This is a genomic window from Mesorhizobium erdmanii USDA 3471 (assembly GCF_000472705.1).
Lineage (GTDB): Bacteria > Pseudomonadota > Alphaproteobacteria > Rhizobiales > Rhizobiaceae > Mesorhizobium > Mesorhizobium erdmanii.
In genome coordinates this window covers 39,878-61,166 of record NZ_AXAE01000031.1, presented here as the reverse complement: position 1 = coordinate 61,166, position 21,289 = coordinate 39,878, and the positions used below count along the sequence as shown (strand labels likewise).

Genomic DNA, 21,289 nt, shown 5'->3' with positions numbered 1-21,289 from the left:
CGACCTCCAATGTCTACCGCTCCGTGAAGGCGCGAGCGAAGGAATCGAGCATCGGTCGTGCCAGATATTCGAAGAATGTCCGGTCGCCGGTGTTGATGAATGCCTCGACAGGCGTTCCCGGATAAAGTTGCTCGGGCTTCACGCCGGACGGCAACGCGGCGGCAATCTTCAGCCTGGCGCGGAAATAAGGCTCATGCGTAGCCTGGTCGATGAGCCGGTCCGCGGAAATCTGTGTCACGGTCGCTGAAACCTCTGGGGTCAGCCGCATGTTCAAGGCGGCCAATCGCAGTTTCGCCGGCTGGCCGATACGGACCTGGTCGATGTCTTTTGGCCGCAGCCTTGCATCGACGATCAGGCCCGATGCCGTGGGCAGGATCTCCATGATCTTTTCGCCGGGGGCAATGACGCTGCCTTTGGAATTATAGGTCGACGAGACAACGATGCCCGCCGCCGGCGCCTTGATCGTCGTTCGCCGCAGCACCGCCTCGGCCGCCCTGGTCTGTTCCTCGATGTCGGCCAGGTTGGCGCGAACCTCGTCCAACTTGGTCAGTGCCTCCTCCACGCGCTGCGTGGTAAGGTGCTCGGTCTGCTCCTGGGCTTCGACGATCTGGGTGTTGGCCGCTGCAAGATTGGCCTCCAGCGCCCCAGCCTGCCCGACCAGGTCCGCTTCGCTACGCAAAAGCTGGGAGTATTCGGTACGATTGGTGAGGCCCTTGTCCAGTAGGCTGGTCTTGATGGCGAGCTCCTTCTTCACCACTTCGGCCTGTTGCTGAATGGCCTGTTCCTGGGCCTGCAATCCCACGACCGACTGGCGATGCATGGCGACCCTCTGGACGAGGATCGATTGCTCCGATCGAAACCGGGCGAGCCTGGCGTCGAATTCCTTCTGCTGTTCTCGAAGCAGCGTCTCAAAATCATGCTGGAACGGTGCTGGCGCCGCTTTGGTGATTGGCGCGAGCCGGTCCGACCCGTCGCGTTCCGCCTCCAGCCGCGCCGCGCTCGCCCTGAGCGCGATCGACTGTCTAGTCAACCGGTTGAGCTCGGCCCGCGCGGCAGTTGGATCCAGCAGGATCAGATCCTGGGCCTGTTGCACGCGATCGCCTTCATGGACCAGCAATTCCTCGACGATGCCGCCCTCGGGTTGCTGGATCAGGATGTTTCCGCCGGTCGCCGAGATAGTCCCCTGCGTGATCACCGCTCCTGACAAGGGCGCGCTGACGGCCCAATAGCCAAAACAACCCACCAATAGCGCTATCGCGGCGTATCCGGTGGATGCCACACGCCTTATGTCGGTGCGCGGGTTACCTTGCCAGGCGAGGTTCTGCGCTGCCATCGTCTATGGCCCAAAGCGAACGTTGTGCGGGGTGCCGCGAATCGTCGTTCCAAACGACCCCGTCACGGCGGTGGTCTGCTGCGCGGGAACGCCCTTGCCGGCACGCTTGTCGACGATCGACTGCCGCGGCACGTCGCCGCTCGGACCGAGCGCTTCGATCGCGCCCCCGCGCAACAGCATCACGCGACCGCAGGCCGCGGCGATGGAAGGGCGATGCGTGATCACGATCAAAGTAACGCCCGCCGCGCGCGCGGCCGAAAGCACCGCCACAAGCGCCGCTTCGCCGCTGACGTCGAGATGGGTGCTCGGCTCGTCCAGGACGAGAATTCTGGGATTGCCGTAGAAGGCGCGCGCCAGCGCGATCCTCTGCCGTTCGCCGCCTGACAAATTTCTGTCCGACGGACCGATCAATGTCTGGTAGCCGTCCCGCTGCGCCAGGATCAGGTCATGCGCCCCGGCCCGCCTCGCGGCCTCGACGATCGAGGCGTCATCTGCGTCGGGGTCGAAGCGGGCGACGTTTTGCGCGATCGACCCTGGAAAGAGCTCCACCTCCTGCGCGAGGTAGCCGATATGCTTTCCGAGCTGGCTTTCGTCCCAGGTCCTGAGGTCGGCGCCGTCGATCCTGATCGCGCCGCCGGTCGGCCGGGCAGCGCCCGCGAGCAACCGCGCCAGCGTCGATTTGCCGGCGCCGCTCAGGCCGGTGATGGCCAACGCTTCGCCGGCGCCAATTTGAAAATTCAGCCGCTTGAGGATGGGTTCGGTGCCGGGCTGGGCATTCGGCGCCATGAAGAAAACGTCCTGCACGGCAATCGCACCTGCCGGATCGGGCAGGATCAGTTTCCGCCCTTCGGTCGGACGCGCCGCAAGCGCCGTCTCCAGCCGTTTCCAGGCTCGCCGGGCGTCGGCGATCTGCCGCCAGGCGCCGATCAACTGGTCGAGCGGCTGCAGCGCGCGCGACGACACCAGCGACGAGGCGAAGATCATGCCTGCCGTCATCTGCCCCTCGAGCACCAGCCATGCGCCGGCGCCGAGGATCGCCAGTTGCAGCATCATGCGCAGCGCCCGCGAGGCACCGCTGAAGATCGCATTGGCACTCGAGGAACGGTCATGGAAGGTGAGCGCTGCCGCTACGTGCCCTCCCCAGACCCGCGCGGCGTTCTCTACCATGCCCATGGCGCGCAGCGTCTCCGCATTGCGGGCAAAGGCCTGTTCAGCCTGGCTGGCCAAAGCCGAACGCTCCATGGACACGGCATCGTTCCTGCCGATGGCAAGCTGGTTGGCCACGACCAGCACAAGCAGAAGCGCCGCGCCAGCGACCGTCACCCAGAACAGCACGGGATGGATCAGGTACAGCAGCGCGAGAAAGACAGGGGCGAAAGGCAGATCAAACAACACCGCCACGCCGCGCGACCTGATGAAAGCGCAGACCGAGGCGAGGTCGCGCAGCGGCGACAGGCCGCCGGCATATTTTGCGCCAAGCGAAACGGCGAATGTGCCGGCACCAAGCTTCCGGTCGAGCGTCGCCGCGACGCGCTGCGTGTAAACGGCGCGGATCGCGTCCAGCAATCCGAGGAAGGCGAGCGCGAGAACCGCAATGGCCGAAAGATAGACAAGCGTCTCGACGCTGGAGGACGGCAGCACGCGGTCATAGACCTGCAGCAGGTAGAGCGGGATCACCAACAGCAGGATGTTGATCAACAGCGAGAAGACGCCGACATCGGCGATGGCGCGCATGAAGACCGGACGCAGGCCGGATGGTCCAGTCATTTCCGCATTCCCCGACGCTGCATGATCCCGGGACCTTACGCGTGGCCCCCGAATTCGGAACCGCCATGCAGCGTGCTGCTGGCGATACTGTGCGTGCCAGTGCCGGATGTAGTGCTGCTGGTGATGTTCAGGGCATTAGCCGGAGCACTGTCCAGCGTATAGGCGCGGACGTAGTCGATCTTCATCTCGGCCGGTGTGGCCAAATGATCCGGGGGGGTGCCGGCCAAGCCGCCGACCGCGAGATCGACCAGCATGTACATGGGCTTGTTCATGTCGGACGGCGTCGCCGCTTCCGCGACCTGCACGCCGTCATAGGTCCAGACAAGCTTGTCCGGCGTCCACAGCAGGCCATAGGTGTGGAAGCCGGCAGGGTCCGAGACACTCACGGTCGAGGTGACTTTGGTGTGCGTTCCGGTCTCATTCGAATGCGCCGTCATGATCAACGAGTTCGGGGCTTGGCCGATCGTCTCCACGACATCGAGCTCCGGCGGCCACGAACCGTCTTCCGGGAGCAGCCAGAAGGCCGGCCAGGCGCCGGCGTGCTCTGGCAGGTCGGCCCGCATTTCGAAATAGCCATAGGTCTGCGAGAAGGTGTCGTGGGTCGTCAGGATGCCTGAGGTGTATTCGTAATTGTTGATCAGCGGCTTGATGTCCGCCGGCGCCGGCGCCGCGGTAATGGTGAGCACGCCATTGTTCACGCTGAACGGGTGGACCGAACTCGTCGGTGCGTAATTGGCGTCGATATACCATTGCAGCTCGTTGTTGCTGGTCAAGGTGCTGCCGTTCGGCGCTCCCCACCAGAAGTTGGTATCCCACGTGCCGCCCTGACTATTGTGAAGATTCAGCGTGTTGAAATCGTCGCTGAAGGACAAGGTCATTGCGGACTTGTCGATCGGCAATTCGAACTGGCTGGGCTGCAGCTTGTCGATGGTCGTGTCCTTGAACTCTAGGATCTCGCCGGACCCGAGGTTCAACACCACGTTCGATCCCGCCTGGATCATGCTTGAGTGGATGGCGTCGAACGAAGTGAACCCATAGCCATTCAGGCGGACGGTGTCGGTGGCGGCAAAATTCGCTATCAGGTCGCTTCCATTGCCTTTCGAGACGACGAAAGTATCGTAACCGCCGCCGCCGTCGATCAGCACATCGTTTCCCGCGCCGCCGTCCAGCGTCTGGTGCCCGGCCTGGGCGGTGATGATGTTGTCCAACCCGTTTCCGAAAGCATAGTTTTTGGCGTTCGTGACGATGAGGTTCTCGACATTGTCGGGGAGCTTGTAGCTCATCCAGGTGCTGATCGTGTCGATGCCTGCCCCAGCGTCCTCCGCCACCTTGTTGCTCGCCGCATAGAGGTAATAGATGTCATCGCCAGTGCCACCGTGCATGGTGACGTTGGATGATCCGTAGAAGGAGTCGTTTCCAGAGCTGCCGTACAAGTCCGGCCCGGACCCTGCCGCCGAGAACCAATGGTTGGAAGCGCCGCTATAGGGAAGAGGAACGCCCACTGCGTTGACGAAGAAGCTCACCGGATAAATCCTCCTCGTGATGCCTGGTCTGCTTGGACTGTTCGATACGGGTTCCAGGCCACCGCATCCGGACTAATGTCGCTACGCACGACATCGTTCCAGGAGCTTGCCACATAGCGCACCATTACATCGACCATTCAGTGACGTTTTCCGGGCTGGAATCACAACAACCAGACGAATGGTCTATAGACAGTAATTCGAGCAGCGAAATATTTAATAAAATTGAATGCGTCGACGCGCCGGGGATAGCGCTTCCATGTTGTCGACCTCGACGGTGGCGGGATCGACAGACTGGCCGGCAGCATCGGGACCGGCGCCCAGCGCGAGGCGGCGGGCTGACAATCAAGGCACTTCACGCCGCCGGGGCCTCGTTCCGGGCTGCGGCCGCAGCGGCGATAACTCGTGCGGTAAGAGTTATAACGTCATGCCGTGGCAGACCGGCAGATGGCCGGCGCCCGACGGACCGCAGACCCAATAAGGGACCGGATGAAGAGTGATCATGATGACTGCGAAGATCAGGTTCACGCAACTACCCCCCATTGTATCATAGCCTCAGCATCGCAACCACTAACGCCAAGCGCGGCGCCTTGCGAACCTGATCCAGAAGTCAAACCAAGATATTTTAAAGATTTCAACTTCAAGAAGACTGTCATCACAACGGATACACTCTTGTCAACTTAAAACGCGCGCACAGCCATGTTCATTTTGTTGAAGCGATGCCGCTGCACCCAACTAAATATTAGATATGTCTAATGTATTGCTCGATTGCCGCGACGTGCCGGGCTGCTCCCCGTGCGGGTGGCAAGGGCAACGGCGCCGGAAGCCTCCCGGGATCCGCCCCTTTAAACCGCGGCTTCGATCGGTTCGGCGAGTTTCGGATTTGAGCGCGCCGCGATCAGGCAACTGGCGACGATAAGGCCGGCGCCGGCCAGCGTGGTCCAGGTCACCGCCTCGTCGAAGAAGAACCACCCAAGCGCCATCGCCCAGATGAAGGCGGAGTATTCGGTCGGGATCAGATATTGCGCTTCGGCACGCGCATAGGCCCAGCTCATCAGGAATTGTCCGGCGAGCGACAGCGCCGTCACCCCGGCGAGCGGAAGCCAGAGCTTGCTGGGCAGCGCAACGGCGAGCCAAGGTGCGGCAAGACTGAGGGTGACAGCGACGCCAAGGTTCTGGAACAGCATGATCTCGACTGGCTTGGCTACCAGCGCCTGTTGCCGGGCGAGAATCAGATTGTAGGCATAGAAGACCGTCGACGCGAGCACCGCCGCGGTGCCGAGCAGGGCATCCCCGCCATAGGTTTTCTGCCCGAACTGGCCGGCCACGATGATTGCGACGCCCGCAATGCCGGCCAGCGAGGCCCAGATCGCCTGACGTTGTATCCTTTCGCCCAAAAGCAGCGCGGCCAGTAAGAGCGCAAACAGCGGCGCCACGAAACTGAGCCCGATCGCCTCCGCCAGCGGCAGCCTCGCAAGCCCCCAGAAGAAGCACAACAGGACAGTGCTGACGACCACCGCACGCAGCGCATGTAACTTCAGCACCGAGGGAACAGGCAGCGATCGCGGCCCCGCCAGCCAGCCAGTGCCCGCGACCACGGTCGCCAGCATGCTGCGCCACAGCACCGTATTGTAGACGCCGACCGCGATGACCAGCACCTTCATCGCCGCATCCATGCCGGACAGCAGGAATATTGCGAACACACAGACGAGCACCGGGATCGTGGGGGAGATTGCGCCGGCCAGGCTGGATGATTTCACGCTGACTTACTCGAGGTGACGGATACACGCTGACATATCAGGGCACACCGGCGGGGCCAGATGGCAGCCTCGCCGATATGGCGGTCCAACACCCAGGTCTTTGGCGACCGGGAATTTGAACTTTTTTGCCATTCGTGTCGATTTCGCCATTGCCCGTTCGTCGTATCATCGAACCAACCCAACCAAGGAGAAAGACCATGCGGTTCATGATGCTGATGATCCCCGGCGGCTACGCGGAGGCGGCGCCCGATGTCAGGCCCGGCGCCGAGGCGGTCGAGGGGATGATGAAATACAATGAGGAGTTGAAGAAGGCCGGCGTCCTGCTGGCGCTCGACGGGCTGCATCCGCCGTCATCCGGCGCGCGGGTCAGCTACAAGGGAGGCAAGCCCGTCGTCACCGACGGGCCTTTCGCCGAGGTCAAGGAAGTGCTGGGCGGCTATTGGGTGATCGACGTGCGCTCGCGTGAGGAGGCCATCGAATGGGCCCGCCGTTGCCCGGCTGGGGAGAACGACGTGATCGAAGTGCGCGGCGTCTTCGAGATGAGCGATTTCCCCGAGGATGTCCAGAAGGTGGCGGAAGGCTTTGACGGGTTGAAGGGTTGACGGCCAACGCGACCATCGAAGCGGTCACCATCGTGGCGGTTTGGCGGATCGAGCAGCCGAAGCTCACCGCCAGGCTCGCCCGTTATCTCAGGGATATCGGGCTGGCCGAGGAGATCGCGCAAGACGCCTTCCTGCTGGCGCTGGAACGCTGGCCCCGGGACGGCATCCCGCGCAACCCGGCCGCGTGGCTGACCGAGGTCGCCAGGAATCGGGCGCTCGACCGGCTGCGCCGCACCACCATGATCGACGGCAAGCATCGCGAGTTGGCCGTCGACCTTGCCGAGCTGGAACGCGAGATGCCCGACATCGAGGCCGCGCTCGACGAGGACATCAACGATGATCTTTTGCGGCTGATCTTCACCGCATGCCATCCTCTGTTGCCGGCCGAACAGCGCGCCGCACTCGCCCTGCGGCTGCTCGGCGGGCTGTCGACGCCTCAGATCGCCCGCGCCTTCCTAGTGTCCGACGCCACCATCGCCCAGCGCATCGTGCGCGCCAAGCGAACCCTTCGCGATGCCGCCATCCCGTTCGAGACGCCGCGCGGCGAGGTGCGGCGTGAACGCCTCGCCGCCGTGCTGGAGGTGGTCTATCTCGTTTTCAACGAGGGCTATGTGGCAACCACGGGGCCGGACTGGCTGCGCGCCGATCTCTGCGGCGAAGCGCTGCGCCTCGGCCGTTCGCTGGCGGCGCTGATGCCTGACGAGCCCGAAGTGCACGGGCTGGTGGCGCTGATGGAATTCAGCGCCTCGCGCTTCCCCGCCCGCATCGGCAAAGCTGGCGAACCGATCCTGCTGCTCGACCAGGACCGCGGCCGATGGAACTGGTCGCTCATCCGGCGTGGCCTCGACGGCCTCAACCGGGCGTTGGCCCTCACGCCGACACCGGGGCCCTATCTGCTGCAGGCGATGATCGCCGCCTGCCATGCCCGGGCGGCAACCGCCGCCGACACCGATTGGATCGCGATATCGGCCTATTATCAGGCCCTTGCCTTGGCGGCCCCCTCGCCCATCGTCGAAATCAACCGGGCGGTGGCCGTCGGCATGGCGTTCGGACCGGCGCAGGGCCTCGCCATCGTCGAGGCGCTGAAGGACGAGCCGCGCCTGAAGGATTCGCATCTCCTGCTCACGGTGCGCGGCGATCTTCTTGAGAAACTGGGACACAAGGCGCAAGCCCGCGCCGCGTTCCGCCAGGCCGCGGAACTGACCGGCAATGAAAGGGAACGCGCGCTGCTGCTCGCCCGTGCGGGTGGCTAGGGGATTGAACCCGACGCCCGGTAGCCGCCCGACGTACGATAAAGCAGTTCTTGGAAGAGCGCCCCTCGTTGCCCGAAACCAGATGTTCCGAAAGCGTGCTGAGGGCGGTCCGCAGACGTCCGTCAACCTGCGCAAGTCAAACCTTCAATCCTGAGCGGTGGGTCGTATGACGATGCTACCTACATCCACATCGGCTGGCTGTTCGATCGCGTATGCGACGCCGCGAGCGATCGAATCCGGTGAGATGGCGACCTTTCCCAGGCGCTGTTCAAGCGCCTCTCTGACGTCCGGATCAGTCACCGAGTCTCCAAAGTTGGTGGAGATCATGCCCGGCGATACTTCTGTAACTCTCAGGTGGGGACCTGACTCTTGCCTCAGGGCTTCGGTGATAGTCCGCACGGCGTTCTTTGTGGCGGCATAGACACCCATGGTCGGGAGGATCTTGATGCCGGCTGTCGAGACAACATTGACGATGTGACCCGACTGCTGACGTTGAAACACCGGCAACGCCGCGGCGATGCCATGGAGTGTGCCGCGCAGATTGACGTCGATCATAGCGTCCCAGTCCTCCACGCGCAGGGCGTCGAAGCGCGAAATGGGCCCAATCCCGGCATTGTTCACCATGACGTCGAGCTTGCCGCCTCGTTCGATCGCCAGATCGACAAGCGCTTCAAGATGGTTTCGATCTCGAACGTCGGTAATCTTGTGCACCGCCTTCCCACCTGCGGCCGTTATCTCGTCGACGACTGCGGCCAGCGCATCCTCGCGACGAGCACCCAGCACGACTAAAGCGCCGCGTTCAGCAAGAAGCTTTGCAGTCGCGCGCCCAATCCCGCTGCTCGCGCCGGTGATGGCGATGACCTTGCCAGTGATGCCCATTTGCAATTCTCCTTCGGCGAGGGAGATATGGCATCAATGCAAGATTTCCTATATCACAACGTCCATGGTTTTATCGCAATCGTCTAAAACCGACCCGCTGTCGGACGTTCTGTCGGTGCTTGGCGCCAAGGTCAGCCGCCTCACGCGGCTGGAAGCCGCAGGCCAGTGGGCGCTCGAATTCCCGGCTCTTGACCGACTTAAGTTCGTTGCGTTGTTGCGGGGGACCGGCTGGCTGATGGCACCGGGGCGAGATCCGCAGCCCATGAGCGCGGGTGATGTTTGCCTGATCGGACGCACGCCCTATGCGGTCGCCAGCGATCCGAAGTTACCCCTCTCCGATGGTCAGACCTTTTACGACGGCTCTGACGTGGCGCGGCTTGGTGGTGACGATACGATCGCACTCGGGGGGACCGTCACCTTCTCGCAGGGAAATGGAGAATTCCTACTCGATATGTTGCCAGGCTTCCTGTTGGTTCCCAGATCCTCGGCGGCATCTGGTGCGGTGACGACGATCCTCGCGCTGCTCAGTGGTGAAGTGGAGCGGGGCGCCATGGGAAGTCAGATCGTGACCGCCCGCCTCGCCGATGTGCTGCTGGTGGAAGCGATCCGAGCCTATGCGGAAGGCCCTGAGAATGGCCAGGCTGGATGGCTTGGCGCGCTCACGGACCCACGGCTCGGTCGTGCGCTTCGAGCCGTTCATGAGGATATCGGCCAGCCATGGACGGTGGCGCGGCTCGCCAGTCTGGCCGGTATGTCGCGGGCGGCATTCGCCGCGGTGTTCACCCGCCAAGTGGGACAGCCGCCGCTCGGCTATGTGCGCGCGTGGCGTCTCACCCTCGCTCGTGCGGCGCTGGCGCGTGGTGATGCTGACGTGGCCAGTATCGGTAGCAGACTCGGTTACACGTCGCAGAGCGCTTTCACACACGCTTTTAGATGCGCCTTCGGCACGACGCCGAAAGCTGCTGCGCGAGCGTGAGGACCTGCGTGGCTACAGTTTTCGATCCCAATGGCGGAAGCGCTGAAGGTCCGAATTGGGTCGAAGATTGCCGTCTCGCCGGAGCGGGGTCGCGAACGCCACCATTGACGCTGGGCGGGCTTCACTGTCGGCCTTGTTCGGCAGATGGTCAGCCTGTATCGTCCATGACAGTCTCGGCGGCAGTTCTCGCCTGCAAGAGTAGTGCCGACGACGGGAGGCGAACCGTTGAGTTCGGGCCAGGCACAAGACGTCAACCAGATCATTGCCTTTGGCAGCGGCAGGACCGCGTTGAAATTCATCGCCTTCTCGGCGCTTGTTCTCGTTGTCGGGCTCGTTGTCGCCTTCGGCAGGGATAACTGGCTGTTGGGTGGTCCCTTGGCAGTTGTGGCCGCCGTCACGATTGTCTGGCAAATCAACGGATTGCTGACCGCCGAACCACTGTTGCTGCTATCGCCGGCCGGATTGCGGCTCAATCTCGACGGCTATGTCTTCGCCGACATCCCGTGGCGGGAGGTGGAGGACATTTCCTCACTCACCCTTACCTACGAGGCGTTGAAGAAGCGATGGTACGACATCCAGGGAGACAGGCCAGGATATGTCTTGGACAAAGACCATTACCGGGATGTCACCGCGCTGCAGGTTTCCGAGGCGTTCGCGGATAAGACGATCCTGCCCCTATGGCGGGCCGTCAACCGAAACAGCAGAGGATTAAGACGGTTCGGCATCGGCATGGCGACCTTCACGCTCGCCCAGAACGCCACGGCCTCGCGCCTGAGCAACATTTTCCCCACCCAGGATGGCAAGCGGTATGTTGCGCTGCCCCACAGCGTGCTTTCGGTCGACCGCGACCGGCTTCGCGTCGAAGTCGAGGCCCGTTGGCACGCTTTCGGCAAGAAGACGGCGACTGGCTAGCCAGCCGCCTCGGTCTCTTCAGTGGGCCCCGGAGACAGAGGCTTCGTTGTGACATCGCGCAGGAACGGCGCCAGCGCGGTCGCGACGACGAACGCTGTCATGATCACCAGGCCATGGTGGACGCTTCGCGACAGGCGAGCGCCACGACTGCTCCAGCGAGGCGGTGTGGCCGTCGGCGACGGCGCCGGGCAATTGGCCGTAACGCATCGCAACGTTGTCGACGAGCCGCATAACCGCTGTAATTGAAAAGGGCGGCGCAAGCGCCGCCCCATATCCCTTGGGAGGATAATCTCGAAAGTCGATCAGGCCGCCTTGACTTCCTCGGCCAGCACGTCGGCATCGCGTGCCTTCTTCAACGCCTTGGCCCACCAGGCGACGTCGTTGACCAGCGCCGTGGCGGCCTGGTTCAGGTGCTCGAGGTCTTCGAGCTTCTTCTCGCCCTGGCGAACGGCGAGGAAGTCGCCCCAGGCGATATGGACCGCCGACTTGACCGGCGCCATCTGCAATTCGACGGCATGGAGACGCAACTGCTCGACCGCGCGGGCGCCGCCGACGCTGCCATAGCCGACGAAGCCGGCCGGCTTCTTGTTCCACTCGTTGGCGGCGTAGTCGATGGCGTTTTTCAGCACGGCCGTCGGGCCGTGATTGTATTCGGCGGCGGTGAAGATGAAGCCGTCGAATTCGGCGACCTTCTTCTGCCAGCGCTGCGCCACCTCGTTGGTCGACGGCACCCAGGCGGAAGAGGCCACCTCGTCGAAGAAGGGCAACGGGAAGTCACGCAAATCGACGATCTCGACATCGATGTCGGAATGGGACTTGGCGATCTTGGCGATCCATTGGGTGGGAACGTCGGCGAAGCGCGCGGCGCGCGTCGAACCGACGATGATGGCGATTTTCGGCTTTGACATGGGGGCTCTCCATTCCAGTAAAAAGCTGGTATCGTTTAGATACCGGCGCTATATGAGATACTGTCAATTGCCGACGCAAGGAGGCACCGTTTTGTTACTGAGGCACCCTCACAACACCGAAGACTGCCGCGCCGTTTCGGAAATCCTGCAGCGCGTCGGCGACAAATGGACCGTGCTCGTGGTCGGCAAGCTTGGCGACGGGCCGCTGCGTTTCAACGAGTTGCGCGCCGCTGTCGGCGGCATCTCGCAGAAGATGCTGACCACTACCTTGCGCGGCCTGGAACGCGACGGCTTCGTCACCCGCACCGTGTTCCCGACCATCCCGCCGCGCGTCGACTACGAACTGACCGAGCTCGGCCACGAGCTGTTGATCCCGGTCGGCGCACTTGGCGAATGGGCGCGCAGGAACACGCAGCGCGTGCGCGAGGCGCGCGAAAAATTCGACGACATGCATGGCTGAAGCCCTTGCACGGCAAGGTTTCGGGCATTTCGCGATGGGTGAAGGCGGCTGACGACAGGAAAACGCGTGCCTGCCGAACGAGGCTTGGCAACTTTGTCTTATGGCAAGCGAGGCCGATCGACGCCCGCGCTACTTTGAAGACGACAATCGCGCACCGGAAGCGGCCAATTCAGGTTCTCGTCGCAAGGCTCTCGCAAGCAGCCGGACTGCAAGGCGCGCATATCGCGGCTGGTTGCCTGACGCCCTTCTTGTCTTGCAGGCAAGTGGAGCGCGGAAGGTCCTGTTTGACTTCGGCATAGGCGGTTACGCCGAGCAGGCAGACCACGGCGACAAGGGCTGCCACGAGCCAGCCGTTCAGCATGTGTTGACGCATTGTCTCCCCCTCCGCGCCGGCAGAATCGGGCGCGAAGGCAACCATAGGATGTCGCGGAGCGCACCGCCTGCATCGGCGATGTTACAATGCCCCTGATCGGCACAACGGAGATTGCGGGAACGGGCTTGTCAGCCTTCGGCCGGAACCGCCTTCGGCTTGCCCTCGCCGTCCAGCGCCACCATGACGAAATCGGCGTGGGTGACCTTTTCCATAAGGTCCGAGAGATAGCGCTGCGCCCAGGCCTCGACCTTGAGCGTCATCGAGGTGCGGCCGACGCGCTCGACATGGGTGTAGATGCACAGCGTGTCGCCGATCTTCATCGGCTTGGCGAAGGACATCTCCTTGACCGCCGCCGTCACCACGCGGCCCCTGGCGCGCTCGGCGGCGCGGATGCCGCATGCAAGGTCCATCTGCGCCATCACCCAGCCGCCGAAGATGTCGCCAGCGGCGTTGGCGTCGGAAGGCATGGCCAGCGTGCGCAGCGTCAGGTCTCCGATCGGCCGTCCTTCCGCGTACTGCACCATGCGAGAAATCCCTGAGGTCGATTGCCGCGACTACGTAGCGATATGGATATGACGCGTCAACGCATCCAGAACCGAATGATGTGGCCCTTGGAACTCGGCTTCCGATGGAGGAGAAGCATACCGAAAAGTCATATCAAAACTTGAGGGCAGCCGCAGTCGCAGAACCAAAGTACCAATCGACAAATCTATCGTATGATCCCCGGCATTGCGCCATATAGTAGGGATTCTTCGACGCTTGCTGGGTCTTCAAAGGGCAGCCTTCGATAACTAATGCCCTCAAACGGCTCACTCTTTCATTATCAAGCTCGGTCTTACGGTGATCTTTTTCAGGTGTGCTTTTCAGATATTCAACAACGGCGCCCACATCGATACGAGTCTTGCCAATTCCGTCATATGCCGCATCGATACGTTGCTGCAGCGTCAACTTGGCGGCTTCACTGACGCCATTTGTGCTCGAGCCTGTCAGGGTACGCAGGAAGTCAATCGTATCGAACCGTTCACCTACCATTGGACCATGCCAGCTTAGGGCGCCCGCTTCCCACCTGGCGATCTCGTGAAGGGTCTTTCCCTTGATTTGGTAAGCGGCGCTGATGTCACCTCCCCTGAGACCATTGGGGCGATTCACGTTGCCGGTACTCTCATCCAGAACAAGGATGGCATCTTCCAAGGGGAACTGCAGGTCGCTTTTCTCAATGCAGGCTCCAAACAGGCCGACCTTCTGCACCCAATAAACCTGGTGTTTGCTGTCCGGCAAAAGGCAAGCCTTCCCTTCCGCCGCACGATAGGTTTTCTCGACCCATAAAGTTTCGGTTTTGAGTGGGTTATCCTCATATCGATTGTCTAGGATGGTACCTGGCGGCGGTCCAAGAATTGCAACGCGCCCAGCCATGCCGTCGGCAAGCGCGATCGGGCAAATACCTGTTGTGCATAAGTCTGGGCCCTTTAGTGCCAAGGTTTCGATTCTGCCGATGGGATTGTCGATTTTGCGCTGGAGATATTTCGGATCGAGAGCCGCACGCGCGGCTTCGATAGCAGTTTGCACGCGTTCCTTCTCAAGAGAAGAATGAACCGTCTGAAAGCCAAAGAAGGCAGCTACAAGAACCGGGTATACCGCTAGAGCCCCGAATACTTCCGCGCTGGAGCGATCGATGGTGGCGAACGTCAAGAGGACAATTATTGGGACGATAATCGCCCAAAATCCAATTATCACCGGGCCTATGATAAACGGACTGAGGATCATAAACGCCTCGCCGGACATCATGCCGGCGGCCAACGTCCAAACAAATAAAAGTATGCCTCCGGAAACAAGAAGGCTTTTGAAAAATCCGAAAAGGAATTCCTTTGACCGCATCGGTACTTACAAATTTCTTCAGGTATTCCCAGAATATGTCGGCCGACCAGTTAGAAAAGAGTTTCCGTCAAACGGCATGCCCCATGCGCATCGATTTCGAGACGCGCTACCTGGGGGAGACGCTTCGCAAAAGGACTTGCGCCAACGTCAAAAATAGCGCTTGAGGTTCGAGCGGATGCGATCGAGAACGGTATCTCCGGAAACATCCGGCACGAACGCCTTGGCTGTAATCGCCTCATAAGCCCGGGCGTAGATCCCGGAGGCCTGTTCGACAATCTCATCCGGAATCTTCGGGATCGGGTCCTTGTAGGGGTCGCATCTGGCCGTCACCCACGAGCGGATGAAATCCTTGTCGAAGCTCTCCGGCCGCGTGCCGTTTGCCAGGGCCTGTTCGTAACTCCCGGCGATCCAGTACCGGCTGCTGTCCGGCGTGTGAATTTCATCGGCCAGGATAATGGTCCCGTTCTTGTCGGTGCCGAATTCGTACTTCGTGTCGGCGAGGATCAGGCCGCGTTCGGCGGCGCGGGCCTGGCCGCGGGCAAACAGGCGCAAGGCGTAATCCGAGACGGTGTCCCACTGCCCCTGCGTGAGCAATCCCTGTTCGAGGATCTCGGCCCTGGACAGCGGCTCGTCATGGGCGCCATCCGCTGCCTTGCTCGTCGGCGTGATGACGGCCTCGGCCAGCTTTTCATTGTCGCGCAGGCCGTCCGGCAGGCGCATTCCGTACATGTCGCGCTCGCCACGCTTGTAACGCGTGAGGATGGAGGTGCTGGTGGTCCCCGCCAGATAACCGCGCACGACGATCTCGACCGGCAGGATCGCGAGCCTCGTGCCGACGACGACGTTGGGGTCGGGATATTCGAGCACATGGTTCGGACAGATATCGGCGGTCTCCTCGAACCAGTAGCGCGCCGTCTGCGTCAGTATCTCGCCCTTGAACGGGATCGAGGTCAGGATGATGTCGAAGGCGCTGAGACGGTCGGTGGCGATGATGATGCGCCGCCCGTCGGCCAAATCGTAGTTTTCGCGGACCTTGCCTTTGTAGTAGCCCGGCAGTTCGGCAATGAAAGCATCCGACAGGACACGCATATGATTTCCTGCCTTCCGCAGTTGGCCAGAGCATGATTCCGAAAAACAAGATCACCGCATAGGCTGCCGGGCCGGTGCATATCAAGCGCGATTGTCGGGATTCCCCGCAAACCGGCCAGATATGCCAGTCGCTTTTTTCACAACCGATGCCGGAAGGCCCGGCGACGCGATGAACCCGTGGCGTCTAGGCTGCGGCCGGATTTCAGGAACCGCCCAGACCCATCATGCAGACCTATGACTTCATTATCGTCGGCTCCGGCTCGGCCGGCTCGGTGCTCGCCGACAAACTGTCGGCTTCGGGCCGCTTTTCGGTGCTGGTGCTTGAGGCGGGCGGAAGCGACCGCCGCTTCTACGTGCAGATGCCGCTCGGTTACGGCAAGACCTTCTTCGATCCGGCCGTCAACTGGAACTACAAGACCGAAGCCGATCCCGGCCTTGGCGGCAATGTCGACCACTGGCCGCGCGGCAAGCTGCTCGGCGGGTCGAGCTCGATCAACGCCATGGTCTGGATCAGGGGCGCACGCGAGGATTTCGACGACTGGCGCGACGCCGGCAATCCCGGCTGGGGCTATGACGATCTGCTGCCTGCCTTCAAGGCGCTCGAGGACAATGAGGCCGGCGCCGACAGATGGCGCGGCACCGGCGGCCCCCTGCACATCAGCGAAACGACGAACGCCGTCCACCCCCTGACCAGGCGCTATCTCGCCGCCGGCCAGCAGGCCGGCCTGCCGCTCAATCCCGATTTCAACGGCGCCGCCCAGGAAGGCGTCGGCACCTACCAGATTTCGACCAAGAACGGCCGCCGCATGTCGGCGGCACGCGCCTTCCTGCGCCCGGCGATGAGGCGCGGCAATGTCCGCGTCGAGACCAACGCGCTGGCGAGCAGAATCCTGTTCGAAGGCAAGCGTGCCGTCGGCGTCGAGTATCTGCAGAACGGTCGGACGAAGACGGTCCGTGCCGGCCGCGAGATCATTCTTTCGGCAGGCTCGATCAACTCGCCGCAGCTGCTGCAATTGTCGGGAGTCGGCCCCTCGGCACTTTTGCAAGGCCTGGGCATTCCGATCTTGCACGCAAACGAAAATGTCGGCGCCAATCTGCAGGACCATGTCGGCATCAACTACACCTTCAAGGGCAAGGTGCCGACGCTGAACCAGATCCTGCGTCCCTGGTGGGGCAAGCTCCTGGTCGGCATGCAATACATACTGACGCGCTCCGGGCCGCTGTCGCTGTCGATGAACCATGGCGGCGGCTTCTTCCGCACCGACCCGGCCTTCTCGCGCCCCAACATGCAGCTCTATTTCCAGGCCTTCTCCACCGTCATCCCGAAGAGCGGCGAACGCCCGATCCTGACGCCCGACCCGTGGCCGGGCTTTTCCATCGGCCTGTCCAACTGCCGCCCGTCGAGCCGCGGCGAGATCATGATCCGCTCCAGCAACCCGCTGGATTACCCCAAAATCGTCGCCAACGCCTATTCGACCAACGCCGATGTCGAGGAAATGCTGGCGGCGGTGAAGTTCGTGCGCAAGATCGCCTCGATGCCTGCCATGGCGGAAATCATCAAGGAAGAGGTCCTGCCCGGCCCGTCGATCCAGTCGGACGCCGACCTGATCACCGATTTCAGGAAGCGCTCCGGCACTGTCTATCACCCGGTGTCGACCTGCCGCATGGGTCCCGACCCCGCGCGCGCCGTCGTCGATCCGCGCCTCAAAGTGCATGGCATTGAAGGCTTGCGCGTCATCGACGCCTCGATCTTTCCCGACAACATCACCGGCAACACCAACGCCGCCTCGGTCATGACCGGGTGGAAGGGCGCCGAACTGGTTCTGGAGGACCACAAATGAAGATCACCGACGTCAAGACCTGGGTTGTCGGCAACCCGCCGCCCGGCATCGGCGGCAAGTATTTCATCTTCGTCAAGCTGACCACGGATGGCGGTGTCGTCGGTTACGGCGAAGCCTACAACGCCACCTTCTCCGCCCACATCACGGCCAAGATGGTCGAGGACATGGCCGAGCGCTATCTCGTCGGCCGCGATCCGCACGACATCGAGAATTTCTTCCGCCGAGCATATTCGTCAGGCTTCACCCAGCGCCCCGACGTTTCCGGCATGGGCTGTTTTTCGGCGCTCGAAATGGCCTGCTGGGACATCGTCGGCAAGGAAGCGAACAAGCCGGTCTACAAGCTGCTCGGCGGCCAGGTGCACGAGACGCTGCGCTCCTACACCTACCTCTACCCGCACACCGGCAGCGTCCATTCCGAGGACGCGCCGGACGGCAGGAATGTCTACAACGACCCCGAAATGGCGGCGGCCTGCGCGCTCGAATATGTCGAGCAGGGCTTCAATGCCGTCAAGCTCGACCCGGCCGGCCCCTACACCGCCTTCGACGGCCATCAGCCGCGCCTGCTCGACATCGACATCTCCACCCGCATGATCAAGGCGATCCGCGAGGCGGTCGGCACCCGCGCCGACATATTGTTCGGCACGCACGGCCAGTTCACCGCTTCGGGCGCGCTGCGCATGGCGCGCGCCATCGAGCCCTATGATCCCTTGTGGTTCGAGGAGCCGGTGCCGCCCGACATGCCAGAGGTGATGGCGCAAGTGGCCCGCGCGACTTCGATCCCCATCGCCACCGGTGAGCGGCTGACGACCAAATCCGAATTCGCACGCGTCATCGAGAACCGCGCCGCGACCATCCTGCAGCCGGACCTTGGCCGCTCCGGCGGCATTCTCGAAACCAAGAAGATCGCCGCGATGGCCGAGGCCTACCACATCCAGGTCGCCCCGCATTGCTATTGCGGGCCGATCGTCGGTGCCGCCAATATCCAGCTGGCGGTGACGCTGCCCAACTTCCTCATCCTGGAATCGCTGAAGCAGTGGGACGGTTTCCACGCCACGCTGTTGAAGAAGAAGATCGAGTGGCAGGACGGCAATGTCATCCCGTCGAAGGAACCAGGGTTGGGCGTCGAGCTCAACGAAGCGGTCTGCGACGCGCATCCCTACACCGGCAAGGATTTGCATCTGCAGATGATGCAGACGCCGCTGATGCCATGAGCGAACGCTACGCCTTCATCGGCCTCGGCCATCTCGGCGGCAACCTTGCCGCCAGCCTGATCCGCAACGGTTTTGCCGTGACGGTCTTCGACCGCGACCCGGCCGCGGTCGAACGCCTCGTCGCGCTCGGCGCCACATCAGCCGACAGCCCGGCCGCGGCCGCCGCCCTCGCCGGCAACGCCGTAACCTGCCTGCCCTCGCCCAAGGTCAGCGAGGTCGTTCTGGCCGGACCCGGCGGGTTGCTCGAAGGCCTCCCCAAGGGCGGCACCTGGATCGAGATGTCGACCAACGGCCGCGACGAGATCGTGCGGCTCGCCGCGCTCGCCTCGGCCAAGGGTGTCGAGACATTGGAATGCCCGGTCACCGGCGGCGTGCATCTGGCGGCGGTCGGTAAAATCACCGCGCTGGTCGGCGGTGATGCCGCGCTTTACGAACGCCATCGCCCGGCCATCGAGGCAATGTGCGCGCGCTCCTTCCTGATGGGGCCGATCGGCTCGGCGGCGGTCATCAAGGTGATCACCAACATGCTGGCCTTCATCCATCTCGTCGCCGCCGGCGAGGCGCTGATGCTGGCCAAGCAGGGCGGGCTCGACCTCGCCCAATCCTACCATGCCATCGTTGCCTCCTCCGGCAACAGCTTCGTCCACGAGACCGAGAGCCAGCTCGTCCTCAACGGTTCTTACGACATCGGCTTCACCATGGACCTGGCGCTGAAGGACCTCGGCTTCGCGCTGGGCATGGGCAAGGATTTCGGCGTGCCGCTCGAGCTGGCGTCAGGCGTCAAAGCAATTTTTGAGCAGGGCAAGGAAACCTATGGCGGCGGCGCCTGGTCGACCCAGATCGTCAAATTGCTTGAGGATGCCGTTGGCACCGACCTGCGCGCGCCCGGTTTCCCGGCCAAGCTGGAGATTTGAAGCCGACAAAATTAATTAGTAAAATCAACAATGTAGGCGAACATTCAGAATCAAGGCCGTAGGAACTTGAATCGGAACTGTAACTGGTTTTGTCTGGTAGAGCCTGACGGGACCGTATGCCCTGGCGATTGGCCGGAACACCAATCACTTCGTCATCCACGGGCGGAGCGGACGCGAAGCGACCGCGCAGACCCGAGGATCCATTCCGTGATGTCAGACGAAGAATGCAACAGGCAGAATTCTGCAGCGCCGCGCCGCTTCGGAGTCGCGGCTGGATCCCAGGGTCTCCGCGACGCCGCTGCGCGGCCGCTCCGCCCTGGGGTGACGAGGTACGGCTCAGTACCTCAGCGTCAGCGCACCGGGCAGGATCTCGAAAGTCGCCGGTATGCGTCCGGGCGACTCGCCGTCTATGTCGACCAGCGCGCCATTCTTTTCCACGTCGCCGAGCGGTTCGACCACCACTGTTCGGCCACGCAGGATGGTGATCGCCGGATGGTTGCGGTGGCGGCCGCCATAAAGCAGGCGGATGTCCCAGATCAGCTTCAGCTTGCCCGCCGCGCGCAGGATGACGATGTCGAACTCTCCATCGGTGAGTTCGGCGTCCGGCGCGATCATCATGCCGCCGCCGAAGAATTTGCCGTTGGCCACCGCCACCAGCGCCATGCGCGCTTCGACCGGCGTGCCGTCATCGACGGTGATGCGCACATCCTGAAAGCGGTAGCGGATGAACTCGACCACGGTGCGCCACAGGAACAGCGCCTTGGCCGACATCTTGCCCTTGCGCTTGTCGGCATTGACGGCCCGGTCCGTCGCCCCCGAGAGGCCAAGGCTGGCAATGTTGATGAAGTGGCGGCTGGCCAGCGCGCCATGGTCGTCGATGTAGCAGATGCGGCCGGCATCGACGGCTCTTGCCTTCGCCCCGGCAATCCGCTCCAGGGTCGCGTCCACCGCCTTCGGCAGGCCGAGCCCGCGCGCGAAATCGATGCCGGTGCCGCATGGCAGCAGGCCAAGTTCGGTCATCCGGCCGCTCTCCTCGAAGGCCTGCAGCAGGCCATCGGCGACTTCACTCGCCGTGCCGTCGCCGCCGGCCGCGATCACCAGGTCGAAGCCACTGGCCGCGAGGTCGATCGCCAGCCGTTCGGCATCGCCCTCGGCTTGCGTCTCACGCAACTCGAAATCGCCGAAGTGCTTCTTCAGCGAAACAGCGACTTCAGGCCAATGCCGTTTCAGCCGGCCGCCACCGGCAATCGGATTGAGAACCACCCCGACTTTCAACACGCACCCTCCCCGGCGCCGAGCCATAGGCGACCCTTTGCCGGCCCAGTTCTTTAACGGCATTGAAACCTGACCCCGCCGGCGGAGCAAGGGGTGCTGTCGGTCGGAGCCGCGAAAAGCGGGGGCAGGCTGTCTAAGCCAGTCGGCGCCGAAATTCCGGGGCCGTTGGCAAACGGTCCCCGATAATCCCGTTATCCACAGGACCGGGGCCATTCCCCAAATCCCTTACCCGGCGTAAGTTCAACCCATCTCAGGCGGCTACCGATCGCCAAGCCGAAAGGCGGAAGTGAAAGGCAGATTTCCTGAGGCCCGTACGGCCCAGATCGAGAGCAGGCTCGCCT

Annotated in this window: 18 protein-coding genes; 8 read left to right on the top strand and 10 right to left on the bottom strand. The window is 62.7% G+C overall.

Annotation, left to right across the window (positions count from 1 at the left end):
- Nucleotides 1-13 precede the first annotated feature (13 nt).
- From A3AU_RS0123745 to A3AU_RS0123730, 4 genes are all read right to left on the bottom strand, one after another.
- Nucleotides 14-1,333, bottom strand: coding sequence for an HlyD family type I secretion periplasmic adaptor subunit (locus tag A3AU_RS0123745; RefSeq protein WP_027055108.1), 1,320 nt, complete (start codon nucleotides 1,331-1,333; stop codon nucleotides 14-16).
- A gap of 3 nt (nucleotides 1,334-1,336) precedes the next feature.
- The gene (locus A3AU_RS0123740; RefSeq protein WP_027055107.1) at nucleotides 1,337-3,100 is read right to left on the bottom strand and encodes a type I secretion system permease/ATPase; all 1,764 of its coding nucleotides are present in this window, start codon (nucleotides 3,098-3,100) and stop codon (nucleotides 1,337-1,339) included.
- Nucleotides 3,101-3,135: 35 nt separating this feature from the next.
- On the bottom strand, nucleotides 3,136-4,623 hold the full coding sequence (eglC, locus tag A3AU_RS0123735) for an endo-1,3-1,4-beta-glycanase EglC (protein ID WP_027055106.1): 1,488 nt from the start codon (nucleotides 4,621-4,623) through the stop codon (nucleotides 3,136-3,138).
- Between the two features lie 842 nt (nucleotides 4,624-5,465).
- Nucleotides 5,466-6,380: a DMT family transporter gene (locus A3AU_RS0123730; RefSeq protein ID WP_027055105.1), complete on the bottom strand. Its 915-nt coding sequence runs from the start codon at nucleotides 6,378-6,380 to the stop codon at nucleotides 5,466-5,468.
- 197 nt (nucleotides 6,381-6,577) lie between these two features.
- Here A3AU_RS0123730 and A3AU_RS0123725 point away from each other — a divergent pair, with 197 nt between their 5' ends.
- The gene (locus tag A3AU_RS0123725) at nucleotides 6,578-6,982 is read left to right on the top strand and encodes a YciI family protein (protein ID WP_027055104.1); all 405 of its coding nucleotides are present in this window, start codon (nucleotides 6,578-6,580) and stop codon (nucleotides 6,980-6,982) included.
- Entirely contained in the window at nucleotides 6,979-8,235 is a 1,257-nt protein-coding gene (locus tag A3AU_RS0123720) for an RNA polymerase sigma factor (protein WP_027055103.1), read from the top strand. The genes A3AU_RS0123725 and A3AU_RS0123720 overlap by 4 nt, the downstream gene beginning before the upstream one ends.
- 144 nt (nucleotides 8,236-8,379) lie before the next feature.
- Here A3AU_RS0123720 and A3AU_RS0123715 read toward each other — a convergent pair whose 3' ends face one another.
- On the bottom strand, nucleotides 8,380-9,114 hold the full coding sequence (locus A3AU_RS0123715; protein WP_027055102.1) for an SDR family oxidoreductase: 735 nt from the start codon (nucleotides 9,112-9,114) through the stop codon (nucleotides 8,380-8,382).
- On the opposite strand from A3AU_RS0123715, the gene A3AU_RS0123710 reads away from it, so the two are divergent.
- Nucleotides 9,092-10,090, top strand: coding sequence for an AraC family transcriptional regulator (locus tag A3AU_RS0123710; RefSeq protein ID WP_245235554.1), 999 nt, complete (start codon nucleotides 9,092-9,094; stop codon nucleotides 10,088-10,090). The two genes, A3AU_RS0123715 and A3AU_RS0123710, sit on opposite strands and share 23 nt — an antisense overlap.
- A gap of 225 nt (nucleotides 10,091-10,315) precedes the next feature.
- Nucleotides 10,316-11,002 carry a hypothetical protein gene (locus tag A3AU_RS0123705; protein ID WP_154674649.1) on the top strand — a complete coding sequence of 229 codons (687 nt, stop codon included), beginning with the start codon at nucleotides 10,316-10,318 and terminating at the stop codon, nucleotides 11,000-11,002.
- 302 nt (nucleotides 11,003-11,304) lie between these two features.
- On the opposite strand, the gene A3AU_RS0123695 is transcribed toward A3AU_RS0123705, so the two are convergent.
- Entirely contained in the window at nucleotides 11,305-11,910 is a 606-nt protein-coding gene (locus A3AU_RS0123695) for an NADPH-dependent FMN reductase (protein WP_027055099.1), read from the bottom strand.
- A 91-nt stretch (nucleotides 11,911-12,001) separates the two neighbouring features.
- Here A3AU_RS0123695 and A3AU_RS0123690 point away from each other — a divergent pair, with 91 nt between their 5' ends.
- Nucleotides 12,002-12,370: a winged helix-turn-helix transcriptional regulator gene (locus A3AU_RS0123690; RefSeq protein WP_027055098.1), complete on the top strand. Its 369-nt coding sequence runs from the start codon at nucleotides 12,002-12,004 to the stop codon at nucleotides 12,368-12,370.
- A 501-nt stretch (nucleotides 12,371-12,871) separates the two neighbouring features.
- Here the strand turns inward: A3AU_RS0123690 and A3AU_RS0123680 are convergent.
- From A3AU_RS0123680 to A3AU_RS0123670, 3 genes are all read right to left on the bottom strand, one after another.
- The gene (locus A3AU_RS0123680; protein WP_027044112.1) at nucleotides 12,872-13,267 is read right to left on the bottom strand and encodes an acyl-CoA thioesterase; all 396 of its coding nucleotides are present in this window, start codon (nucleotides 13,265-13,267) and stop codon (nucleotides 12,872-12,874) included.
- Nucleotides 13,268-13,400: 133 nt separating this feature from the next.
- Entirely contained in the window at nucleotides 13,401-14,618 is a 1,218-nt protein-coding gene (locus tag A3AU_RS0123675) for a hypothetical protein (RefSeq protein WP_027055096.1), read from the bottom strand.
- A gap of 147 nt (nucleotides 14,619-14,765) precedes the next feature.
- On the bottom strand, nucleotides 14,766-15,707 hold the full coding sequence (locus A3AU_RS0123670; protein WP_027055095.1) for a phosphoribosylaminoimidazolesuccinocarboxamide synthase: 942 nt from the start codon (nucleotides 15,705-15,707) through the stop codon (nucleotides 14,766-14,768).
- A gap of 224 nt (nucleotides 15,708-15,931) precedes the next feature.
- Here A3AU_RS0123670 and A3AU_RS0123665 point away from each other — a divergent pair, with 224 nt between their 5' ends.
- The 3 genes from A3AU_RS0123665 to A3AU_RS0123655 are packed head-to-tail and all read left to right on the top strand — an operon-like array spanning nucleotide 15,932 to nucleotide 19,673.
- Nucleotides 15,932-17,548, top strand: a complete 1,617-nt coding sequence (locus A3AU_RS0123665; RefSeq protein ID WP_027055094.1) for a GMC family oxidoreductase — start codon at nucleotides 15,932-15,934, stop codon at nucleotides 17,546-17,548.
- Complete coding sequence (locus A3AU_RS0123660; protein ID WP_027055093.1) at nucleotides 17,545-18,759, top strand: mandelate racemase/muconate lactonizing enzyme family protein; 1,215 nt, start codon at nucleotides 17,545-17,547, stop codon at nucleotides 18,757-18,759. Before A3AU_RS0123665 ends, A3AU_RS0123660 begins: the two co-directional genes overlap by 4 nt.
- Nucleotides 18,756-19,673, top strand: coding sequence for an NAD(P)-dependent oxidoreductase (locus A3AU_RS0123655; protein WP_027055092.1), 918 nt, complete (start codon nucleotides 18,756-18,758; stop codon nucleotides 19,671-19,673). Before A3AU_RS0123660 ends, A3AU_RS0123655 begins: the two co-directional genes overlap by 4 nt.
- A gap of 336 nt (nucleotides 19,674-20,009) precedes the next feature.
- On the opposite strand, the gene A3AU_RS0123650 is transcribed toward A3AU_RS0123655, so the two are convergent.
- On the bottom strand, nucleotides 20,010-20,948 hold the full coding sequence (locus A3AU_RS0123650; RefSeq protein ID WP_027055091.1) for a diacylglycerol/lipid kinase family protein: 939 nt from the start codon (nucleotides 20,946-20,948) through the stop codon (nucleotides 20,010-20,012).
- Nucleotides 20,949-21,289 lie beyond the last annotated feature (341 nt).